Source organism: Nocardioides convexus (genome assembly GCF_011090295.1).
The window spans coordinates 1,429,935-1,449,170 of the sequence record NZ_JAAMYA010000001.1; the positions used below are offsets into that span (position 1 = coordinate 1,429,935).

Consider the following 19,236-nt stretch of genomic DNA (forward strand, 5'->3'; position numbering starts at 1 on the left):
GGCCATCGCGTTCCATCCCCCCTGGCTGACGAACCACCCGTGTGCTCGGAGCGTAGGTGCGGCGGAAGGGCCCGCAGAATGACCGATCGGACATTTCAGGAACGTCCTGCGGGCTATATGGCGGGGATGGTGGCCCGGGTGGGGGCGCGCGGCGCGGGTACCGGCCCGCCATGGCAGACAACGAGACGACCGGATCCCTGCGTGCCCTGGTGCTCTGCTGCACCCTGCGGAAGTCCCCCTCGGAGTCGAGTCTCGGGTCTGCTCGGCAACCGGCTGCTCGCCGCGCTGCGCGAGCACGACGTCGAGGGCGAGCCTGGTCCGGGTGGTCGACCACCCGGTGGCCTTCGGGGTGAGCACCGACGAGGGCGACGGCGACGGCTGGCCGGCGCTGCGGCAGAAGATGCTGGACGCCGAGATCCTGGTGATCGCGACGCCGATCTGGATGGGTCAGCCAACGGCGGTGTGCAAGATGGTCCTGGAGCGTCTCGACGCCGAGCCTGGGCGAGACCGACGACGAGGGCCGGACGCTCACCTCGGGCAAGGTCGGTGCGGTCGCGGTCGTCGGCAACGAGGACGGCGCGCACCACGTCAGCGCTGAGGTCTACCAGGCACTGTCCGACGTCGGCTTCACCATCCCCGCCAACGCGGTCACCTACTGGGTCGGTGAGGCCATGCAGGGCATCGACTACCAGGACCTCGACCCCGAGCCGGAGAAGACCGCCGGCACCACGAAGACCCTGGCGAGCAATGCCGCGCACCTGGCCCGGCTGCTCCGGGACGCGCCCTATCCCCCGGCCTGAGGCCGGGGCGGGTCAGTCGCGCTCCAGCACGAAGAAGTACGGCGGCGCGCCGCGCAGGTCCATGCAGCCCAGCAGCGTGCGCTCGTCGACTCGCCGGAACAAGTCGATGATCGGCAGGTGGTCGTAGGCTCATCCCCGCGGTCACCACCCCGCGGTACTCCACGTTGCGCAGCCGCGCCCGCGGCTTGCGGGTGCGCAGCACCGGCAGCGCCGCGCCCATCACCGCGCGGCCCCGTGCGACCACACCCTCGGGGATCCGGTCCACGATCCCGAACGGGATCCGCCGCGGGTCCACCGACACGATCGATCCGCCCGGGGTGCAGAAGAGCAGCGGGTGCACCGCGTCGACGGAGTCGAACTGCTTGCCGTACCAGCCCGAGGCCTCCAGCAGCCCGTCCATCGGGTGCCCGGTCGCCAGCCTCCCGGCCGTGCCACCGGCCGGTGACCTCCTCGGCCCGCACCGCCGGCAGGCTGTCGAAGAGGGCCAGGGCGTCGTCGAGGGCGCAGGCGGGCTCGAGCGCCGCCAGCCGGTCGCCGGGAATGACAGTCATGCTGTCATTGTCGCGCATCCGCTCCCGGGTCGTGTGCCTGTGCCCGCTTCTTGACCTCCGCCCACGGGAACCGCTGGCGCAGGGTCGCCCCGCTCGGGGTGTCCGGGCGCTCACGCGCCCAGGCGGTGTAGTCCGCGAAGGCTGCCCGTGCTGCCCGGAGCCGCCAGGTAGTCGGCCACGATCGCCACGACGTCCTCGTCGCTCCACCGCCGGGTCGTCGACCGGGTCTTGTTGCTCGCCAGGCCGGCCTGCGCGCAGGCCTGCTTCCACGACCCGAACCTCCGGATCAGCAGGGCCGGGGAGGCCGCGTCGTGCGCACGCTGCCAGGCGTCGTACGACGCGGCGGTGAGGGGTTCACCCAGGCTCGGCCGCGGCGGCCACGAGGTCCGCCGCGAGCCGGTCGTCGGAGTACTCGGGGACCCGCATGCCGCAACGTTAACGCGCCCGCGACGGGGCCCGCGGAGAGCGGCTCCCGGCGCTCCTGGCCCGCCCACCGCCCGTCTGCCAGCATGAAGGGGTGACCCCGAGCATCCTCTGGTTCCGGCGCGACCTCCGGCTCGGCGACCACCCGGCGCTCCCTGGCCGCTGCGGCCGAGGGGCCGGTCCTGCCCCTCTTCGTCCTCGACGAGGCCCTGCTGAGCCCGTCGGGCGCGCCGCGCACGGCCTTCCTGCTCCGCTCGCTGAGGGCGCTGGACGCCGACCTGCGCAGGCACGGCCCCGGTCTCGTCGTACGACGCGGGCGGCCCGAGGACGTGCTGCCAGCCCTGGTCGAGGAGGTCGGCGCGGGCGCGGTGCACGTCAGCGCGGACTTCGCGCCCTACGGCGCCACCCGCGACGAGCGGGTGGAGGAGGCCCTGGGCGAGGTGCCGCTGGTCCGCACCGGGTCGCCGTACGCCGTGGCACCGGGGCGGCTGCACACGAGGACGGGCGACCCTTACAAGGTCTACACGCCCTTCGCGCGGGCGTGGGCCGAGCACGGCTGGCGCAAGCCGGCGGAGTCCGACCCGGCCTCCGTGGACTGGATCTCCGCGGACGGCCACGACCTGCCGGACGAGCCGGACCTCGGCGAGGTGAGCCTGCCCGAGGCGGGCGAGGCGGCTGCGCTCGCCGCGTGGGAGCAGTGGCGCGGCACGCCCTACGACGACGTCCGGGACCGGCCGGACCTGGACGAGACCTCGCGGATGTCGACGTACCTGCGCTGGGGGGCGATCCACCCGCGGACGATGCTCGCCGACCTCGACGCGCGCAACCCGCACGCGGCGACCTACCGGCGCGAGCCTGGCGTGGCGGGAGTTCTACGCGCACGTCCTGCACGCCTGGCCGGACTCGGCGCGGGAGTACTTCCGGCCCGAGCCTGCGCGACCTGCCCTACGTCACCGGCAAGGAGCGGGACGCGCGGCTGCAGGCCTGGGCGGAGGGCCGCACCGGGTTCCCGATCGTGGACGCCGGGATGCGCCAGCTTGCTCGGCGAGGGCTGGATCCACAACCGGGTGCGGATGATCGTGGCGTCCTTCCTGGTCAAGGATCTCGGCGTGGAGTGGCAGCACGGCGCGCGGCACTTCATGACCCACCTCGTCGACGGGGACCTGGCGAGCAACCAGCACAACTGGCAGTGGGTGGCGGGGTGCGGGACCGACGCGGCGCCGTACTTCCGGATCTTCAACCCGATCACCCAGGGCGCGAAGTTCGACCCCGACGGGGACTACATCCGCCGCTGGGTGCCCGAGCTCGCCGGGCTGGGCAAGCCGGACGTGCACCATCCGTGGCGGGCGGGGACTCCGAATGGCTATCCGGAACCCCTGGTCGACCACGCCACGCAGCGCGCGGAGGCGCTGGAGGCCTACCAGCCTGCTGCGGAGGCACCGTGAGTGAACCGACCCTGACCGACACCTGGCTCCCGGTGGAGCCGCGCGCGATCGCCCTGGTGCTGCACGGCGGCGCCGAGCACGGGACCTCCCCGATCGACGGCCGCAGCCTGTCCTGGCGCCGCGCCCGCGCGCTGGGCCGTCACCTCCACGAGGAGCCTGGCCGCCGACGGCGTCGGCGTCGCGGTGATCCGGTACGCCGTCCGCGGCTGGAACGCCGCGCCGGACCGCGAGCCCTCGCCGGTGCCCGACGCGCGGTGGGCGCTCGACACGCTGCGCCGCGAGCACGACCTGCCGTTCGTGCTGGTCGGGCACTCCATGGGCGCCCGCACCGGGGTCGCGGTCGCCGACGAGCCGGGCGTGGTCGGTGTCGTCGCACTGGCGCCGTGGCTGCCCGCCGACGAGCCGGTCGAGCCGTTGAAGGGCAAGGTGCTGCGCGCCGCGCACGGGCGCCGCGACAAGATCACCTCCGCGCGCGCCACCCGGCGCTACGTCGAGCGCGCGGCCGAGGTCGCCGACGCGGGGTTCACCGACATGGGCGGGCTGGGGCACTACCTGCTGCGCGGCGTCCCGCGCTGGAACGCCTTCGCCGTGGCCGGCGTGCGCGAGTCTGCTCGGCTGAGCCGCCGAGCGCTCAGGCGGCGGCCGCCAGGCTCCTCGCTGACCGAGCGGGTCAGCAGGAGCAGCCACACCAGGGGCGAGCCGGCCCGGGCGTCGTACGACGCGGCGTGGCGCCAGGCACGCACGTACCCGATCCGGCACAGGTGCTCGGCCGGCTCCGCGGCGCCGGTGAGACCGCGAGCCAGGCGGTAGACGGGGCCGCAGGTGGCGTCGTAGAACGCGGCGAAGGCGTCGACGTCGCCCGTCGCCGCCCGCCTCAGGAGGGCGACCAGTGCACTCCGGTCCGGCTCGGTGCTCATCGCGCTCTCCTCGCTCAAATACTTCAACAGACTAATTCAACGGCTTGTTTAGATTTACACTGGTGAGCATGGACCATCCCGAGGCCCCGGCGCAAGCCCCCGAGGCTGCCTCCTCGCAGCCGGCCGAGCTCACCATCGGCGACCTCGCCCACCGCACCGGCGTGAGCACCGCGGTGCTGCGCATGTGGGAGAGCCGGCACGGCTTCCCGGTCCCCCAGCGCCTGCCGAGCGGGCACCGGCGCTACACCGACGCCGACGTCGAGCTGGTGCGCCAGGTCGCCCGCCGCCGCGACGCCGGGATCCGGCTCGAGGTCGCGATCGCCGAGGCCTCCGCCACGCGCGCGCCGGCGAACCCGTCGATCTTCGCCGAGTCTGCGCCGCCGCCACCCCACGCTGGCCACGCACCGGCTGCGCAAGTCGACCCTCATCGCGCTGTCGTGGGCGATCGAGGACGAGTGCTGCGCGGTCGCCGACCGCCCGGTGCTCTTCGGCGCCTTCCAGCGCGCGGAGTTCTACCGCCCCTCCGCGCCTCGGTGGAACGAGCCTGAGCCGGGTCGCCCGTGCCGCGGTCGTCTTCGCCGATCACTGGCCCGACACCGCCGACGAGGCGAGCGGCCCGGTCCGCGCGACCCTCGCCGAGGACGCGCCGATGCGCCGCGAGTGGGCGGTCGTGTGCGACGCGCCCGACAGCGTCGCCTGCCTGACCGCGTGGGAGATCCCCGGGCAGAGCGAGGTCCCCGACCGCCAGCGCATCTTCGAGGCACTGTGGACCGTCGACCCGGTGGCCGTGCGCGACGCCGCACGGGTCGCCGCCGGGGTCGCGGAGTCCGCCGGCGTGCTGGCCGCGCGGCCGCTGCTCTACGAGCTCGCCGAGGCACCCGTGCCGCGCACCACCACCCCTCCGGAGTGACCGCGCTGTTCAACCGCGTCGTCGCCTACGTCGACCGGCTGGGGTCCTAGCCCGCCAGCACCGCCCGGGCGGCCCGCCGCCCCGAGGCCAGCGCGCCCTGGATCGAGTCTGGTCGCGCGGTGGTCCCCAGCCACCAGTACGCCATCCACCCGCAACGGCGGCAGCAAGCTCGTGCGGCGCGGTCATGGCCGGCAACGCGGCCGGTACGTCGCACACCGCCACCGGCTCCCAGTCCCCCTCCGGCGTCTGGTGAAGGCTCGCGGGCCACCCGCTCGACATCGGCAGGAGCGAGATCGCCGAGCACGGAGGTCGCGACGAGCGAGCGCCCGTCGGCGGCGTACTCGGGGGCGGAGGCGGTGAGCACCACCGAGGTCACCACGCCCGAGCCGTCGGCGTCCACGACGAGCGTGCCGCTCTGGCCCGTCCACGGCGGCGTCGCGAAGTAGTGGGTGCGCACGCCGCGCATCGCCGGCGGCTCCCCCAGGCCCGCCACCAGGCGGTGAGCGGCGAGCGGGTCGGCGGCGACCACGACCGCCGCGGCCGGGACCTCGGCACCGTCGGCCAGCACCACCCCGTGCGCCGCCACCTCGGCGACCGGCGTCTCCCGACGCAGCACCCCGGGCGGGAGCCCGTCCGCGATCGCCTCCGGCAGCCGCTGCATCCCGCGCGCCGGGACCGCCGAGGAGCCCCGCGCGAAGCACCTCATCATCAGGTCGGTGAACACCCGCGAGGTCCTCACCTCCCGCTCCAGCACCACGCCGGAGAAGAAGGGCACCAGCACGTCGCGGGCCACCTCCTCCCCCACGGACTCACGCCACACCTCGCTCGCGGGCCGGTCCGGGCGCCGCTTCAGCCCGTCGGCCGAGGACACCACCACCCGCCCGGCGTACGACGCCACGGCCGCCTTGCCGCGCAGCCCGGTCGCACCCGAGGCGAGCGCCCGCCAGGGCGCCGCCGGACCGGCGAGCGGGTGCGGCACCTCGTGCACGGCGCCCTCGCGCCGGACCCGGACCCCGCGCGGCAGCGGCCGCAGGTCGAGCGCGCCGAGGTCGACCTCGCGGCGCAGGGCGGGATAGGCGGTGTTGAGGACCTGGAAGCCGCGGTCGACGGTGAACCCGTCGACGACGTCCGTGCGGACCCGGCCGCCGACCGCGTCGGAGGCCTCGAGGAGCACCACCTCCCGGCCCTGGGCGGTGAGCGTGCGGGCGCACGCGAGGCCGGCCAGGCCGGCGCCGACGATCACGACGGGGTGCTGCGGGCGCATCTGGAACTCCTTTGTCCACAGGAACTTCAACAGGCTGTTGAATTCTACCGTGGAGGTTCCGTCAGCCCGCCTCGTGCGCCCGCAGGTACGCCGCCAGCGGTCCCGGCAGGCTCGGCCTGCCGGTCGCCCCAGTCGTAGACGACCGCGGTCCGGGCCAGCAGGTCGTGCAGCGCCCGGTGGTCGCGGCGCAGCACGATCAGCAGCAGCCCGATCGCGAAGAAGGACGTGCTCAGCGGGAGCACCAGGACGCGGACCAGGCACGCCCGCGGGCGCACCGGGTGGCCGGTGCGGGAGACGACCTTGAGCCCGACGACCGCCTTGCCGACGGTGCGGCCGGTGACCGTGGTGCTCGCCGCGAGGTAGACCGCGCCCCAGGCGAGCAGCACCAGCGTCGCCACGACACCGGTGCCCTTCTCCAGCGAGACGTCGAGCAGCGCCCGGCTGAGGAAGCCGGCCGTCGCCACCCCGAGCGAGTACGACGCCAGGACCACCCCGACGTCGATCGCCGCGGCCAGCGCGCGGCTGACCGGGCCGGCGTACCGTCCGGTGACCGACGCGCGGCGGCTCACGACTCCCCCACCAGCGCGGGCGGGCCGGCCGGTGCGGGACCGGTGCGACGCAGCAGCCGGTCCACGATCCCGCCGACCACCGCGTCCAGACCGACCACCTGGCGGCGGGCGACGTCGAGGGTCCGTCCGGCCAGGTCGCCGGTGGTGTCGGCGACGATGTCCGGGATCCCGGCACGCTGCACCAGCGTCTCGACGTCGGCCCGCGCGAGCAGCCGGTCCACGTCCACCCGGTCCAGCAGGCGGTTGACGTCCACCCGCTCGAGCAGGTGGTCCACGTCGACCCGGTCGAGCAGCGCGTTGACGTCGATCTGGTCGAGGATCTCCTCGACGGGCACCGCACCGGCCACCCGCCCGGTCACCGCGCCGGCGACGCGGCCGATCAGGCCGTGCTCTGGAGGCGTCATCGCGCCAGGATTCCATAGGGTGCAGCCATGACCTGGCCCGATCCGACCTCGACCCTGGGCTGGACCGTGCTCGGCATCGACATCGCCCTGCGCTTCGTGGCCCTCGGGATCATCCCCGGCAACCGCAAGCCGTCGACCGGGATGGCCTGGCTGCTGCTGATCATGATCGAGCCGATCATCGGGTTCTCGATCTTCCTGCTGTTCGGCCGCACCCGCCTCGGCAACCGCCGGGTCAAGCGCCAGCGCCGCGCGATCGCCGCGATCCGCGAGCGCGCCGACCAGCCTGCCGCTGTCCTTCGACAGTGCGCGGCTGCCCGCACCGATCGCCCGGGTCGCCGCGCTCAACCACCACCTCGGCGCGCTCCCGCTCACCGGCGGCAACGAGGTGCAGGCTGTGGCCGGACTACCGCGGCGTCATCGAGGAGATGGCCCGCGAGGTCGACCGGGCGCGCAGCCACGTGCACGTGGAGTTCTACATCACCGCCTGGGACGAGGTGACCGACCCGCTGTTCCAGGCGATGGTGCGCGCGACCCGGCGCGGGGTCGACGTACGGCTGCTCTTCGACCACCTCGGCTCCCGCGGCCTGCCGAGCCTACAAGCCTGCTGCTGAAGAAGGCTCCGCGCGACCGACATCCGGTGGCACCCGATGCTGCCGATCAAGCCGCTGCAGGGCCGCTTCCGCCGCCCGGACCTGCGCAACCACCGCAAGATCCTCGTCGTCGACGGAGCCGTCGGCTTCACCGGCTCGCTCAACCTCACCGAGCCCGGCTACAACAAGCCCAAGAACCACAGGGCCGGGCGCGAGTGGGTCGAGTCGATGGTCCGCCTGGAGGGCCCGGTCGTGGCCGGCCTCAACGCCGTCTTCGCCTCGGACTGGTACGTCGAGACGGGCGAGGTCGTCGGGTCTCATCGCCGTCTTCGGCGAGCCCGACCAGCGACCCGACGAGGTGCTCGACGTCCCGTGCCAGGTGGTCCCCAGTGGCCCCGGCATCGTCGCGGAGAACAACCTGCGCATGTTCACCACGCTGATCTACGCCGCCACGCAGCGGATCTCGCTGACCTCGCCGTACTTCGTCCCCGACGAGTCGCTGCTCTACGCCGTCACCACCGCCGCCGAGCGCGGGGTGGACGTGGAGCCTGTTCGTCAGCGAGGTCTCCGACCAGTTCATGGTCGGGCACGCGCAGGCGTCGTACTACAAGGCGCTGCTGGAGGCCGGGGTGCGGATCTACCGCTACCCGGCGCCGTTCATCCTGCACGCCAAGCACTTCACGATCGACGACGACGTCGCCGTGATCGGCTCCAGCAACATGGACATGCGCTCGTTCGGGCTCAACTACGAGGTGTCCCTGATGCTGCCGGACCCGGCGGTCGTCGTACGGCTGCGGGAGGTGGAGGACGACTACCGGGCGATCTCCAAGGAGCCTGACGCTCGAGGAGTGGGGCGAGCGCCCACCCCGCAGCCGGTACGTCGACAACGTCATGAGGCTCACCGCCGCGCTCCAGTGACGGGGGTCCCGGTCACCTAGTCCGTTCGGGCGAGGCGTCGAATTCCTTCGTGCCGACCTTCGCCGCAGCCATTGCCGTACGCCCGCACGCGCGGTCATGCTCGACGCCACAGCAGGTCTCGGTCATGACTCTGGGGAGGAACCATGAACGCCACCGCCACCCGCCTGGCCGAGCAGCCGCAGGAGGCCGGGCCGCGGATCGCGCCCGAGCTCGCCGACGCGATCGTCGAGATCGCCGCCTCCGAGCGGGCCCTCGACGACCTGCTGCACCGCGCCGACCGGCTGCACGCCAGCGGCATCCAGCACGACCCGCACTCCTGCCTGGTCTGCTTCACGGCGTGAGCGCCCCGCCTCAGAAGCCGATCGACTCCAGGTAGTAGTCGCCGAGGCCACCGGCACCGAGGATCGCCGCCCACGCGCCGAGGATCATGAACGGCCCGAAGGGGACCGCGCTCTTGCGCCCGGCCCGGCCGCCCGCCATGAGCAGCACCCCGGCCACCGCACCGAGCAGGAAGCCGAGGAAGGCTCCGACGAGGAAGGTGCCCCAGGTCAGGTAGGCCGTCATCGCGCCCACCAGACCCGCCAGCCTTCACGTCGCCGAAGCCCATCCCGCCCGGCACCAGCAGCCAGACGGTGAGGAAGAAGGCGCCGAGGACCAGCGCGCCCAGCCCCGCCCGCACCAGCGCGTGCCCGTCGCCGCCGAGCGCCAGCAGCACCGCCAGGACCGGGTACGACGGCAGCACGATCGCGTCCGGCAGCCGGCGCACGTCGAGGTCGATCAGCGCGAGCGCGATCCCGGCGCCGGCGAAGAACAGGTACGCCGGCAGCAGCCGCAGACCCGTCTCGTCCGCCCCGAGACGCAGCGCCACCAGCGCGAAGGCCACCCCGGTGCCCGCCTCGACCAGCGGGTAGCGGGGACTGATCGGCTCCGCGCAGTCGAAGCAGCGCCCGCGGAGCACCAGCCACCCGAGCACCGGGACGTTGTGACGCGCCCGGATCGGCGTACCGCACCGGGGGCAGGCGGACGGCGGGTGCACCACCGACTCCCCCGCCGGGACCCGGTGCACGACGACGTTGAGGAACGACCCGATCGCCAGCCCGAGGATGCCGGCGATGACCGGGACGGCGAGATCGAGGAAGGCCTGCTCGCTCAGCGGGTGTGGCTCCAGGCTCAGGACCGAGACCTGCCGGTTCGGTGGGCCGGGCGTGCCGCCCTGGTCGAAGAGCCGGACCTTCGACCGCAGTGCCAGGCTCGCCGCCGCTGGTGCAGGTCGTGCCGGGACAGACGTAGACGTCGAGCCGGAGCAGGGTGGTCTCGAACCCGAAGCCGGGCGAGTTGTCCGGGATCTCGAAGACCGGCCCGGTGTAGCGGGGGTTCCCGGTGTTGACGTCGAACTCCAGGCTGCCGGGCGACGATGCCGAACTTGGCGACCTCGGCGCTGAAGTTGCTGAGCACGATGTTGAAGTCCGCCAGCGGCGCGTAGGTCGTGCCCTGGAGGTACATGTTGATCTTGTTGTTGCCCGACGGGTCGGTGGAGAGCAGCGGGCAGGACGTGCCCGAGGCCACGCAGGTCCCGCTCTGGCCCCGGAGCACCGGCACGGCGTACTTGAGGTCCAGGGTGATCGGACCGACCGTCGTGGTCGCGTTGTTCTGCTTCGCGGTGGCGGTGTACTCGACCGCCGCCCCGGTGTAGCCCGCGTCGTGGACGGCGTTCTGCAGCGCGGTCAGGTTGGCGCCGGTGACCGGGATGGCCGTGGTGGTGGCCGAGGTCGCGGCAGTGACCGCGGTGGTCAGGCTCCAGGCTGCCGACGGTGAGCCTTCGCGCTGCCAGCGAAATTGGCCCCGGTCGCGGGCTCCTTGTGGGTGACCCGCAGGGTCGCCTCGGTGAGCACCGATCCCGCGGGCACCGTCGCGCTGGGCTGGAAGCCGTCGATCTTGAGCGTGGTCGAGACAGCGTTCCCGTTGGTGGTCGTCCAGGTCGCGCCAGCGCCGCCCGCCTTGAGGTTGGCGACCGTGGCGCCGGTGAACGAGCCGGGCGCGACGACGCTGCCGCCGTTGCTGATGTCGCGGGGGGTGTCGTTGGTGACCGTCGGCGTGGCCCCGGTCTTGAGCCCGTAGAGACCGATCGGCGGACGATCGGCGTGGTAGGTCCCGCAGAGCCTCCATCCGTGCGCCCGTGCCCCCGTTGCCGTCGAGGTACATCCGGCTGTTGCCACCGAACACGAACTGCACGCCGACGGCGTTCACGTCGGTGATCGGGCTCTGGCAGTTGCCCGGGACCAGCCCGTCGGCGTCGGAGGGCAGCGGCGACGGCGGCCGAGCCAGCACGGCTCCCGTGCTCGGGTTGGTCGGGGTCCCGCCGATGACGTCGACCCCGCGCGGGATCGTCCACCGGTTGGTCGTTCCGGCGTAGACCCCGTCCGGGCACACGTCCGCGCAGGCCTCGTCGTGGAAGTCGAAGTAGTAGTTGCCCGGCTTGAACCACATCACCCGGCACAGGCCCATCGCGGTGTTGAGTGCCTGCGCGTTGTCGTAGTAGCCGGGGTTGAAGGTGGCGACCCCGGCGGTGCAGGAGGTCGGCGGCGTCCGCAGGTCCGGCACCGTGGTGCCCAGACTCGTGGCCGTAGTTCGGGTCGTCGATGGCCGGACCCGTGCCGCAGGACTTCGTCGCGGTTCCGGTCACGGTGGTCCCGGCACAGCTGCCCGTCGCGCGGACCGTGCCCGCGTCGACGGTCACCTGGCCGCTGATCGCCCCGTTGGCGTAGATGCCGCCGTGCACCCGCAGCGGGTCGGTCGCGGTCACGGTGCCGCCGGTGTGGGTGCTCGGGTCGCCCAGCGTGACGATGGCGTAGCCGGGCTTGTTGCTGCTGTTGATCGGCACCGCCGAGCCCTGGGCGCCGGTCGCGTCGTCCGGCGTGCACTCCACCCGTGCCGACAGCGCCTGGGTGTTCTCGCCGGAGACCAACGGCATGAGGTTGTTCAGGACGAGGGAGCCTGATCGGGGTCGTGGTCGGCGCGACGCCGTTGTAGCCGAAGCAGCCCGTCCCGGAGACGTTCGTGTAGTACCACGGGTCGGGCTCGCCGTTGCCTGTGTTGTATCCCGTGCGCAGCGCGTTGATCGCCACCTGCGCGGCCCCGTCGGCGGCGTACGACGTCCGGGTGACGTCGCGCAGCGCGACGGTCGCCCGCAGGCTGCCGTCGCCCCGGGTGAGCACGATGCCGGTCACCAGGGCGACGGTCGTGATGATGATGATGGCGAAGATCAGCAGAGCGCCCTCGTCGCCGCGCGGTCGCCGCAGTCGCACCCGCCACTGCCTCATGACTGCCTCCGTTCGCCCGAGAGGGTTGCGGTGTAGGCGACGGTGCCGTGGCCGTTCGGGTCGAGCACCGCGAGCGCGAGGTTCACGACGGACGGCACGTTGCTCCCGCTCCCGGTGCAGGCGACGTCGCAGGTCACCGTGGGCAACGAGCGCAGGCTGTGCGCGACCTGCACCGTGGACTTCACCGTCGCTCCGTTGCAGCGCACCCGGACCAGGCTCGTAGGCCGAGCCTGCCGAGCGGGCGAGGTAGGTGACGGTCATCCGGGTGGGCGTCGCGGTGGAGTCCGCCGAGGCGTACTCGCTCCAGGCGAGGGTCACGACCGGCGCGCCGGCCGGCAGGGCGCACGCCGGCGCCACGTTGACGGACTGCTGGAGCGGGAAGGTCTTGGTCACCGCGTCGTAGCTGCGCACCCCGATGCTCGCCACGTCGCGCTGCCAGTACGTCGCCACGAACTGGACGTCCTGGGACTCGGTCAGCCGCGACTGGGTGTCCACGGTGTTGCGCAGGTAGCCCATCACCACGCCGACGAGAGCCGTCAGCACGATGCCGATGATGGCGACGGTGATGACCAGGCTCGGGCAGGGTCAGGCCCTCGTCGTCGGAACCTGCCGCCCGCAGGCGCTCCCTCAGCCTGCACGACGTCCCCGTCCCGCAGGCCTTGCGGAGCACCACGGTCAGCCGCTCGGCCGCGCGGCTGTCGTTGCTCGTGACGGTGAGGGTGACTCGCTGGACGCCCTTGTCCCGCCCCGGGCAGGAGCCGGTCGTGATCGCCGCCCCGCTGCCGTCGAGCGGCGTGGCCACGGTCGCGCTCGCCGTGTAGCCGGCCGGGGCGCTGAACCCGACCACCGCCGGGGTGTAGGCACCCGTGCCTGCGCACGGGACGTAGTTGCCCGTGGTGTCGAGGTACTTCTCGATCGCCTCGGCGTAGCTTGCGCACGTAGGCGCCGCCCGTCGCCTGCTTGCGGTGGATGTCCGAGGCCTTGACACTCAGCCTGCAGCCCGGCCATGACCGCGACGCCGGCGATGCCGAGGATGACAACGGCCGCCAGCGTCTCGATCAGCGTCACGCCGGCGTCCGAGCGCGCGGCCCGGCGTCGGCGCTCGAGCCAGTCCATCAGATGTCCACCTGGTTGAAGATGCCGTACATCGCCGAGACCAGGGCGACCGCGACGAAGCCCACGATGGCGCCCATCACGATGATCACGACCGGCTCGAAGAGTGCGGTCGACTTGGCGATCTTGTAGTCCAGACTCGTCCTCGTAGTACTCCGCGGTGACCTCGAGTCTGGGTGTCCATCGACCCGGTGTCCTCGCCGACGCGGAGCATCGAGGTCGCCGTGCCGGGGAAGAGCCGGGTCCGGGCGAGCGGGCCCGCAAGGCCCTGGCCCTCGAGCATCTGCTCGGTCACGCCGTTGAGGCGTCTCATGAACACCCGGTTGCGCAGCGAGTCGGTGGAGACGGCGATCGCCTCCGGCAGGTTGACGCCCGCGCTCACCATCGAGGCCATCACCCGGCAGAACCGCTCCACCAGCGCGTACTGGATGGTCTCGCCCAGCACCGGCACCTTGAGCAGGAAGGCGTGCCAGGCGTACTTTCCGCGCTCGAAGCGCTGGGAGACGACGAAGAGCAGCGCGAGGATCGCCAGGCCGCCCACGATCGCCCACCACCACTCGCCGAGGAAGTCGGTGATGCCCAGCAGGATGCGTGTCGGGAGCGGCGAACTCGGCATCGAGATCGGCGAAGAAGTCCTTGAACTTCGGAAGCACGTAGATCGCCAGCACGAGCACCGTCACGACCGACATGCCCGCCACCGCGAGCGGGTACATGAGCGCGGACTTGATCTTGCGCCGCGCCTCCAGGTCGCGGCCGATGTAGATCGCCAGGCGGGAGAGCACCGTGTCCAGGCTCGCCGGTCAGGCTCGGCCGAGCGCACGATCCCGCGGTAGAACTCCGGGAACACCTTGGGATAGCGCTCCAGGGTGTCGGAGAACCGCTCGCCGGTGCGCAGCCCGTCCTCGATGTCGTGCATCATCCGGCGCACCGAGGAGTTCTCGCTCTCGGCGCCGATGGCGTGCACGGCGTCGAGGATCGGCAGGCCGGCCCGCAGGAAGGCCGCGATCTGGCGGGACAGGTGCATGACCTGCTCCCGCTTGATCCGCGGCCCGGAGATCTCGTACTGCAGGATGCTCTTCTTCTCGTGCACCCGCAGGTCGCGCAGGTTCTGCTCGTAGAGCGCCACCTCGGCGTCGCCGCGGCTCGCGGCCTTCTGCGTCCCCTTGACCCGGTCGCCGGTCAGGTCGACGCCGACGTAGGCGAACTTGGGCATCTCAGACTCCTGCCACGTAGATCGAGCGCATGACCTCGGCCGCGGTCGTGGTGCCGTGGGTGACCAGGCTGGGCGGCCTGCTCCTGCAGGGTGCGCATGCCCTGGCTGCGGGCCGGCTTCCGCATCTGGTCGTGCGGGGCGCGGTCCACGATCAGCCTCGCGCACCTCGTCGGTGACCACGAGCATCTCGTAGACGCCGATCCGCTCCAGGTAGCCCGTGTGGGCGCAGAAGTGGCAGCCGGTGCCGTGCTGGAAGCCGCCGATCGGCTCCTGCCCGCCGAAGGTGTGCAGGAACGCCAGGCTCGTCCGGGGAGGGCTGGTACGGCGCGAGGCAGGACGTGCAGGTGCGGCGTACCAGGCGCTGGGCGACGACCGCGGTCACCGAGGAGGCGATGAGGAAGGCCTCGATGCCCATGTCGAGCAGGCGGTAGAGCGCGGAGACCGCCTCCGTGGCGTGCAGCGAGGAGAGCACGAGGTGGCCGGTGAGCGCCGACTGCACGGCGATCCGCGCGGTGTCGACGTCACGGATCTCGCCGACCAGGATCACGTCAGGGTCCTGGCGCAGGATGGACTTCAGCCCGCCGGCGAAGGTGATGCCGGCCTGCTCGTTGATCTGGATCTGGTTGATCGAGTCGAAGGTGTACTCCACCGGGTCCTCGATCGTCATCAGGTTCTTCTCGGGGCTGTTGAGACTCGCCGAGCGAGGCGTAGAGCGTCGTCGTCTTGCCGCCACCGGTGGGGCCGGCGCAGATCACCATGCCGAACGGCGAGTGGATCAGCCGCGAGTAGCGCTCCGCCGTGGCGGCGGGCATGCGCCTCAGCGGCCCACGCCCGCGGCGTACCGCGGCCGGGCGTCGATGTCCTTGGGGTAGAGGCTGCGCGCCGCCGCGTCCTCCAGGCTCACCACCCCGGTCTGGACCAGGTGCGAGAGCGACTGCTCGAGGGTGAGCATCCCGTCCTGGGCGCCGGTCACCAGCGAGTTGCGCAGGCTGGTGCGTCTTGCCCTCCTTGATCAGGTTGCGCACAGCGGGCGTGGCCACCAGGACCTCGTACGCCGCCGTCATGCCGCCGCCGACCTTGGGGATCAGCCGCTGGTAGACCACGCACGACAGCGCGGCAGCGAGCCTGCACCCGGATCTGGGCCTGCTGCTCGGCGGGGAAGACGTCGATCATGCGGCCCAGCGACTGGGCGGTGTCGTTGGTGTGCAGGGTCGCGAAGACGAGGTGCCCGGTCTCGGCCACGGTCAGCGCGAACTGGATGGACTCCAGGTCGCGCATCTCGCCGACGAGCAGCACGTCGGGGTCCTCGCGCAGGACCGAGCGCAGCGCGTCGCTGAACGTCGCGGTGTCGGTGCCGACCTCGCGCTGGTTGACGGCCGCCCGCTTGTGGTCGTGGACGTACTCGATCGGGTCCTCGACGGTGATGATGTGGCAGCCGCGGTGGGTGTTGATCAGGTCGATCAGCGAGGCGAGGGTCGTCGACTTGCCCGACCCGGTCGGCCCGGTCATCAAGATCAGCCCCTGGTGCCGCATCGACAGGCTCGCGCAGCGCGGGCGGCAGGCCCAGGCTCGTCCGGGGTCGGCACGGTGCGCGGGATCATCCGCAGCGCGACGGCGGTGAGCCCGCGCTGGGTGAAGGCGTTGCCGCGGATCCGGGCGTGCTCGCGCCAGGAGAAGGAGAAGTCGTACTCGTGCTGGGACTCCCACGCCGTCTGCTGCTCGGCGGTGAGGATCTCCGCCAGCAGAGCGTCGGTCTCCTCGGCGGTGAGCGCCGACTGACCGGGCACCGCGGTGAGTGCGCCGTCGACGCGCAGCATCGGCGGGAGGCCGACCGTCAGCAGCAGGTCGGTTCCCCGCACCTCCCACAGCGCAGCGAGCAGACTGGTCGATGCGGTCACCGATGCGGTGGAGGTGGTGGTACACGGGAGACCCCTCAGGTGTCGACGCGATGGATGCCGAACGGAGGGCCGCCGCCGGACGGCGGCCCTCCGGAAGAGCTCAGGGCCCGCTCAGCAGGACGCGAGCGACTTGTAGGTCGGCTCGTCGGAGGAGGTGGCGCCGAAGGTGATGATGCCGGCCGGAGGGGCCTCCTGCAGCAGCACTGTAGACTCGGCGGCGTCGCGGTGGGCGCCTGCGTGGTGATCTGGCCGATCGCCGTCGGGTACTGGTTCGCCTGGGCGTAGTACGCCTCGACCGCGGTCTGCGCCGACTTGACGTTCGCCTTGCAGGCAGCCGTGTCGCCCCGGTTGGTGATGCCGCGGACCGAGAAGACGACGATCGCGGCGAGGATGCCCAGGATGATGATGACGATCAGGGGACTCGATGAGCGTGAAGCCGTTCTGGTCGCGCCGCGCCGCGCGCAGACGCTCGAGGGTTCGAAGCATGGCAGTACCTCTTCAGAGGAGAGTGGATGAACGGGGTGAGCGGTCCCGAGCCACTGAGTTCAGGAAACGTCACTCCGCGACGCTCCGTCACGGCAATGCGGCTTTCTTTACTTTCTCTGCTCGGCGATCCGATGTATGGTTCGCGCCGCAACCATCGGATCCGATGGTTCTGCCACGCGGCGGCACGACCGGGTCCACACTGTGCCCCGTGGCATCACCGAAGGCTCCCACCGCACAGTCCGTGCTCAACCTCTGGGACTTCCTGGTCCGGCGCGGGATCGCCGACCTGACCCGGACGCCCTCGGAGGTCATCGACAGCGGGCGCACCCGCGAGCCTGCACCGCTACGCGAAGGTCAAGGGCGTGCGCAGCAAGGGGATCCCGGTGCTGCTGGTGCCGCCGCTCGGCTCGCAGGCCACCTGCTTCGACCTGCGTCGCGGGCTGTCGCTGGCCGAGGACCTCGTCGGCCGCGGCCGCCCGACGTACCTCCTCGACTACGGACCGCTGAAGGGCGTGGACCGCAAGGTCGGCATCGAGCACTTCATCAACGACGTGCTGCCGCCCGCGATCCGCAAGGTGTCCGAGGACGCCGGCGGTCGGGACGTGCACCTGGTCGGCTGGTGCATGGGTGGCCTCCTGTCCCTGGGCACGACGGCCGTCCACCAGGACCTGCCGATCCGCTCGGTCGCGATGGTGGCCAGTCCCTTCGACCTCTCCCAGCAGCCGCTGCTCCGGCCGGTGCAGGCCGTGGCGAAGGTGACCGGTGGCCGGCTGGTCGGCGGCGCGCTCAAGGCGGCCGGATCGGTGCCCGCCCCGCTGGTGAGCATCGGGTTCAAGGCGACCGCCCTGCCGACGTACCTGAAGAAGCCGCGGACGCTGTGGAACAAGCGCGAGGACCGGGAGTTCCTCGGTCAGGTGCAGGCCGTCGACCACATCATGAACAACATGCTGGCCTACCCCGGCCGGGCGACGCTGCAGGTCTACCAGCGCCTCGCGCTGCGCAACGAGCTCGCCACGGGCAAGGTCCAGGGCCCGAACCACCTGGTCGACCTGGCGAAGGTCACCGTCCCGGTGATGAACGTCGCCGGGCGCACCGACGTGCTCGTCCCGCCCGCTGCCGCGCACCACGTCGGCACGCTGCTGCCGCACTCCCCCGACGTGGTCCTCCCGCTCGCTCCGGGAGGTCACCTCGGCGTGCTGACCGGGACCAAGGCGCCGGAGACCACCTGGACCTACCTCCACGAGTTCCTGGAGCGGCACGACCGCAAGCGCCGCTGAGCTCGCTCACAGCGCGCCGACGTGCTCCTCGAAGACGAGCACGGTCTGCGTGGCGACCACCTCGGGCAGCGCCTGGATCCGCTCCAGCACCAGGCTCGCGCAGGTGGTCGGCGTCGCGGGCGCGGACCAGGATCACGCAGTCGAAGTCGCCGGTGACGAGTGCGACGTGCGCGGCCTCCTCCAGCTGCCAGGCCTTGGTGCGGAAGGACTTCCAGGAGTTCTGCTTGGTCCGCACGTGGACGTACGCCGACAGGCCCAGCCCCACCGCCGCCGGGTCCACGTCGACGGTGAACCGGCGGATCACCTTCTCCTCGGTCATCCGCTTGACCCGCGCGTAGGCGCTCGCGCGGCTGATCCCGGCCTGTGCGGCGACCTCTCGGATCGAGGTCCGGGCGTCGGCACGCAGAATGTCCAAGATCGCTCGGTCGACGGTGTCCATGCTGGACATCGTGCCACCGATCGGCGCAATCGCCAGCCATTTGTCCGACCAGACTGGCATTTCTGTGGACCAGGTCACACACTGCAGGCATGTTCGAGGAAGGTCAGTACTTCGCGCCCGTCACCGCCGACGAGGACGGCTCGCTCAAGGTCCACCTCGGCGCCGGCCACCCGGGCTTCGCCGACCCCGAGTACCGCGCCCGCCGCGACGCCCTCGCCACCCTCGCCAGCGCGTGGGTCCCCGGCACGCCGGCGCCCGTGGCGTCGTACACGGCGGCGGAGCACGAGGTCTGGAAGGTCGTCAGCGAGGCGCTCGTGACCAAGCACCGGGCCTACGCCTGCCGGGAGTTCCTCGACGGCAAGGAGTCGCTGGGCCTGCCCATCGACCGGATCCCCCAGGCTCGCCGAGGTCAGCGAGTGGCTGCAGCCGCTGACCGGCTACCGCTACCAGCCGGCCGCCGGCCTGGTCCCGCTCCGCGAGTTCTACGGCTCGCTCGCCGACAAGGCGTTCTGGTCCACCCAGTACGTCCGCCACCACTCCGTCCCGCTCTACACACCCGAGCCGGACGTGCTCCACGAGGTCGTGGGCCACGGCAACACCCTCGCCAACCCCCGCTTCACCGCGCTCTACGAGGCGGCCGGCCACGCCTCGCGCCGGGTCGAGAGCGCCGCCGCGCTGGAGTTCGTCAGCAAGGTCTTC

General features: G+C 72.1%; 28 protein-coding genes and 6 pseudogenes. 16 read left to right on the plus strand and 18 right to left on the minus strand.

Features of this window, described 5'->3' with window-relative positions; genetic code table 11:
• Positions 1–170 precede the first annotated feature (170 nt).
• The 3 genes from G5V59_RS10520 (at position 171) to G5V59_RS10530 (ending at position 800) form a co-directional block, all read left to right on the plus strand.
• The gene (locus G5V59_RS10520) at positions 171–353 is read left to right on the plus strand and encodes a hypothetical protein (protein ID WP_278256406.1); all 183 of its coding nucleotides are present in this window, start codon (positions 171–173) and stop codon (positions 351–353) included.
• Positions 323–598: an NAD(P)H-dependent oxidoreductase gene (locus G5V59_RS10525; protein ID WP_278256407.1), complete on the plus strand. Its 276-nt coding sequence runs from the start codon at positions 323–325 to the stop codon at positions 596–598. The genes G5V59_RS10520 and G5V59_RS10525 overlap by 31 nt, the downstream gene beginning before the upstream one ends.
• A 73-nt stretch (positions 599–671) precedes the next feature.
• Entirely contained in the window at positions 672–800 is a 129-nt protein-coding gene (locus tag G5V59_RS10530) for a hypothetical protein (RefSeq protein WP_278256408.1), read from the plus strand.
• Here G5V59_RS10530 and G5V59_RS10535 read toward each other — a convergent pair.
• Entirely contained in the window at positions 785–1,351 is a 567-nt protein-coding gene (locus G5V59_RS10535; protein ID WP_278256409.1) for a hypothetical protein, read from the minus strand. The genes G5V59_RS10530 and G5V59_RS10535 overlap by 16 nt on opposite strands.
• Before the next feature lie 110 nt (positions 1,352–1,461).
• Positions 1,462–2,064, minus strand: coding sequence for a hypothetical protein (locus G5V59_RS36400; RefSeq protein WP_341351180.1), 603 nt, complete (start codon positions 2,062–2,064; stop codon positions 1,462–1,464).
• Between G5V59_RS36400 and G5V59_RS10545 the strand changes: the two are divergent.
• The 6 genes and pseudogenes from G5V59_RS10545 to G5V59_RS10570 form a co-directional block, all read left to right on the plus strand.
• Positions 1,987–2,280, plus strand: a pseudogene (locus G5V59_RS10545) (deoxyribodipyrimidine photo-lyase); the annotation flags it as partial. The gene G5V59_RS36400 and the pseudogene G5V59_RS10545 overlap by 78 nt on opposite strands.
• Before the next feature lie 191 nt (positions 2,281–2,471).
• Positions 2,472–2,761 (plus strand): annotated as a pseudogene (locus G5V59_RS10550) (hypothetical protein); the annotation flags it as partial.
• A gap of 86 nt (positions 2,762–2,847) precedes the next feature.
• Positions 2,848–3,219, plus strand: a complete 372-nt coding sequence (locus G5V59_RS10555; protein WP_278259766.1) for an FAD-binding domain-containing protein — start codon at positions 2,848–2,850, stop codon at positions 3,217–3,219.
• Positions 3,220–3,375: 156 nt separating this feature from the next.
• Positions 3,376–4,029 (plus strand): alpha/beta fold hydrolase, encoded by a 654-nt coding sequence (locus G5V59_RS10560; RefSeq protein ID WP_278259767.1) that lies wholly within the window; start codon positions 3,376–3,378, stop codon positions 4,027–4,029.
• 175 nt (positions 4,030–4,204) lie between these two features.
• Complete coding sequence (locus G5V59_RS10565; RefSeq protein WP_278256410.1) at positions 4,205–4,684, plus strand: MerR family transcriptional regulator; 480 nt, start codon at positions 4,205–4,207, stop codon at positions 4,682–4,684.
• Positions 4,685–4,785: 101 nt separating this feature from the next.
• Positions 4,786–5,046: a hypothetical protein gene (locus G5V59_RS10570; RefSeq protein ID WP_278256411.1), complete on the plus strand. Its 261-nt coding sequence runs from the start codon at positions 4,786–4,788 to the stop codon at positions 5,044–5,046.
• 46 nt (positions 5,047–5,092) lie between these two features.
• Here G5V59_RS10570 and G5V59_RS10575 read toward each other — a convergent pair whose 3' ends face one another.
• The 3 genes from G5V59_RS10575 to G5V59_RS10585 are packed head-to-tail and all read right to left on the minus strand — an operon-like array spanning position 5,093 to position 7,283.
• Positions 5,093–6,310 carry an FAD-dependent oxidoreductase gene (locus G5V59_RS10575; RefSeq protein ID WP_278256412.1) on the minus strand — a complete coding sequence of 406 codons (1,218 nt, stop codon included), beginning with the start codon at positions 6,308–6,310 and terminating at the stop codon, positions 5,093–5,095.
• A 44-nt stretch (positions 6,311–6,354) separates the two neighbouring features.
• The gene (locus G5V59_RS10580; RefSeq protein WP_278256413.1) at positions 6,355–6,879 is read right to left on the minus strand and encodes an RDD family protein; all 525 of its coding nucleotides are present in this window, start codon (positions 6,877–6,879) and stop codon (positions 6,355–6,357) included.
• Positions 6,876–7,283 carry a hypothetical protein gene (locus tag G5V59_RS10585; RefSeq protein ID WP_278256414.1) on the minus strand — a complete coding sequence of 136 codons (408 nt, stop codon included), beginning with the start codon at positions 7,281–7,283 and terminating at the stop codon, positions 6,876–6,878. Before G5V59_RS10585 ends, G5V59_RS10580 begins: the two co-directional genes overlap by 4 nt.
• Positions 7,284–7,310: 27 nt before the next feature.
• Here G5V59_RS10585 and G5V59_RS10590 point away from each other — a divergent pair, with 27 nt between their 5' ends.
• The 4 genes from G5V59_RS10590 (at position 7,311) to G5V59_RS10605 (ending at position 9,132) form a co-directional block, all read left to right on the plus strand.
• Positions 7,311–7,781, plus strand: a complete 471-nt coding sequence (locus tag G5V59_RS10590) for a PLDc N-terminal domain-containing protein (RefSeq protein ID WP_278256415.1) — start codon at positions 7,311–7,313, stop codon at positions 7,779–7,781.
• A 149-nt stretch (positions 7,782–7,930) separates the two neighbouring features.
• Complete coding sequence (locus G5V59_RS10595) at positions 7,931–8,578, plus strand: hypothetical protein (protein WP_278256416.1); 648 nt, start codon at positions 7,931–7,933, stop codon at positions 8,576–8,578.
• Positions 8,491–8,811: a phospholipase D-like domain-containing protein gene (locus G5V59_RS10600; protein WP_278259768.1), complete on the plus strand. Its 321-nt coding sequence runs from the start codon at positions 8,491–8,493 to the stop codon at positions 8,809–8,811. The genes G5V59_RS10595 and G5V59_RS10600 overlap by 88 nt, the downstream gene beginning before the upstream one ends.
• Before the next feature lie 123 nt (positions 8,812–8,934).
• Positions 8,935–9,132 carry a hypothetical protein gene (locus G5V59_RS10605; RefSeq protein WP_278256417.1) on the plus strand — a complete coding sequence of 66 codons (198 nt, stop codon included), beginning with the start codon at positions 8,935–8,937 and terminating at the stop codon, positions 9,130–9,132.
• 10 nt (positions 9,133–9,142) lie between these two features.
• Here G5V59_RS10605 and G5V59_RS10610 read toward each other — a convergent pair whose 3' ends face one another.
• The 13 genes and pseudogenes from G5V59_RS10610 to G5V59_RS10670 all read right to left on the minus strand — a co-directional run bounded on the left by G5V59_RS10610 (position 9,143) and on the right by G5V59_RS10670 (position 16,821).
• Positions 9,143–9,355: a hypothetical protein gene (locus G5V59_RS10610; protein WP_278256418.1), complete on the minus strand. Its 213-nt coding sequence runs from the start codon at positions 9,353–9,355 to the stop codon at positions 9,143–9,145.
• Entirely contained in the window at positions 9,352–9,801 is a 450-nt protein-coding gene (locus tag G5V59_RS10615) for a hypothetical protein (protein ID WP_278256419.1), read from the minus strand. Before G5V59_RS10615 ends, G5V59_RS10610 begins: the two co-directional genes overlap by 4 nt.
• Before the next feature lie 160 nt (positions 9,802–9,961).
• A complete protein-coding gene (locus G5V59_RS10620) occupies positions 9,962–11,392 on the minus strand; it encodes a hypothetical protein (protein ID WP_278256420.1) in 1,431 nt (476 codons plus the stop codon).
• Entirely contained in the window at positions 11,278–12,654 is a 1,377-nt protein-coding gene (locus G5V59_RS10625) for a hypothetical protein (protein WP_278256421.1), read from the minus strand. The genes G5V59_RS10620 and G5V59_RS10625 overlap by 115 nt, the downstream gene beginning before the upstream one ends.
• On the minus strand, positions 12,648–13,049 hold the full coding sequence (locus tag G5V59_RS10630; protein WP_278256422.1) for a hypothetical protein: 402 nt from the start codon (positions 13,047–13,049) through the stop codon (positions 12,648–12,650). Before G5V59_RS10630 ends, G5V59_RS10625 begins: the two co-directional genes overlap by 7 nt.
• Before the next feature lie 263 nt (positions 13,050–13,312).
• Complete coding sequence (locus G5V59_RS36405; RefSeq protein ID WP_341351181.1) at positions 13,313–13,840, minus strand: type II secretion system F family protein; 528 nt, start codon at positions 13,838–13,840, stop codon at positions 13,313–13,315.
• 88 nt (positions 13,841–13,928) lie between these two features.
• Positions 13,929–14,006 (minus strand): annotated as a pseudogene (locus G5V59_RS10640) (hypothetical protein); the annotation flags it as partial.
• A gap of 83 nt (positions 14,007–14,089) precedes the next feature.
• Positions 14,090–14,623: pseudogene (locus G5V59_RS36410) on the minus strand (type II secretion system F family protein); the annotation flags it as partial.
• Positions 14,589–15,104 (minus strand): ATPase, T2SS/T4P/T4SS family, encoded by a 516-nt coding sequence (locus G5V59_RS10650; RefSeq protein ID WP_278256423.1) that lies wholly within the window; start codon positions 15,102–15,104, stop codon positions 14,589–14,591. The pseudogene G5V59_RS36410 and the gene G5V59_RS10650, both read right to left, overlap by 35 nt.
• Entirely contained in the window at positions 14,986–15,477 is a 492-nt protein-coding gene (locus tag G5V59_RS10655; protein WP_278256424.1) for an ATPase, T2SS/T4P/T4SS family, read from the minus strand. The genes G5V59_RS10650 and G5V59_RS10655 overlap by 119 nt, the downstream gene beginning before the upstream one ends.
• Positions 15,407–15,970: an ATPase, T2SS/T4P/T4SS family gene (locus G5V59_RS10660; protein WP_278256425.1), complete on the minus strand. Its 564-nt coding sequence runs from the start codon at positions 15,968–15,970 to the stop codon at positions 15,407–15,409. The genes G5V59_RS10655 and G5V59_RS10660 overlap by 71 nt, the downstream gene beginning before the upstream one ends.
• Complete coding sequence (locus tag G5V59_RS10665; protein ID WP_278256426.1) at positions 15,952–16,335, minus strand: hypothetical protein; 384 nt, start codon at positions 16,333–16,335, stop codon at positions 15,952–15,954. The genes G5V59_RS10660 and G5V59_RS10665 overlap by 19 nt, the downstream gene beginning before the upstream one ends.
• A gap of 111 nt (positions 16,336–16,446) precedes the next feature.
• Positions 16,447–16,821, minus strand: a complete 375-nt coding sequence (locus G5V59_RS10670) for a hypothetical protein (protein WP_278256427.1) — start codon at positions 16,819–16,821, stop codon at positions 16,447–16,449.
• Between the two features lie 362 nt (positions 16,822–17,183).
• Here G5V59_RS10670 and G5V59_RS10675 point away from each other — a divergent pair, with 362 nt between their 5' ends.
• From G5V59_RS10675 to G5V59_RS10685, 3 genes and pseudogenes are all read left to right on the plus strand, one after another.
• On the plus strand, positions 17,184–18,098 hold the full coding sequence (locus G5V59_RS10675) for an alpha/beta fold hydrolase (RefSeq protein ID WP_278256428.1): 915 nt from the start codon (positions 17,184–17,186) through the stop codon (positions 18,096–18,098).
• Between the two features lie 528 nt (positions 18,099–18,626).
• Positions 18,627–18,845, plus strand: a pseudogene (locus tag G5V59_RS10680) (phenylalanine 4-monooxygenase); the annotation flags it as partial.
• 121 nt (positions 18,846–18,966) lie between these two features.
• A pseudogene (locus G5V59_RS10685) lies at positions 18,967–19,215 on the plus strand (phenylalanine 4-monooxygenase); the annotation flags it as partial.
• Between the last annotated feature and the right edge of the window lie 21 nt (positions 19,216–19,236).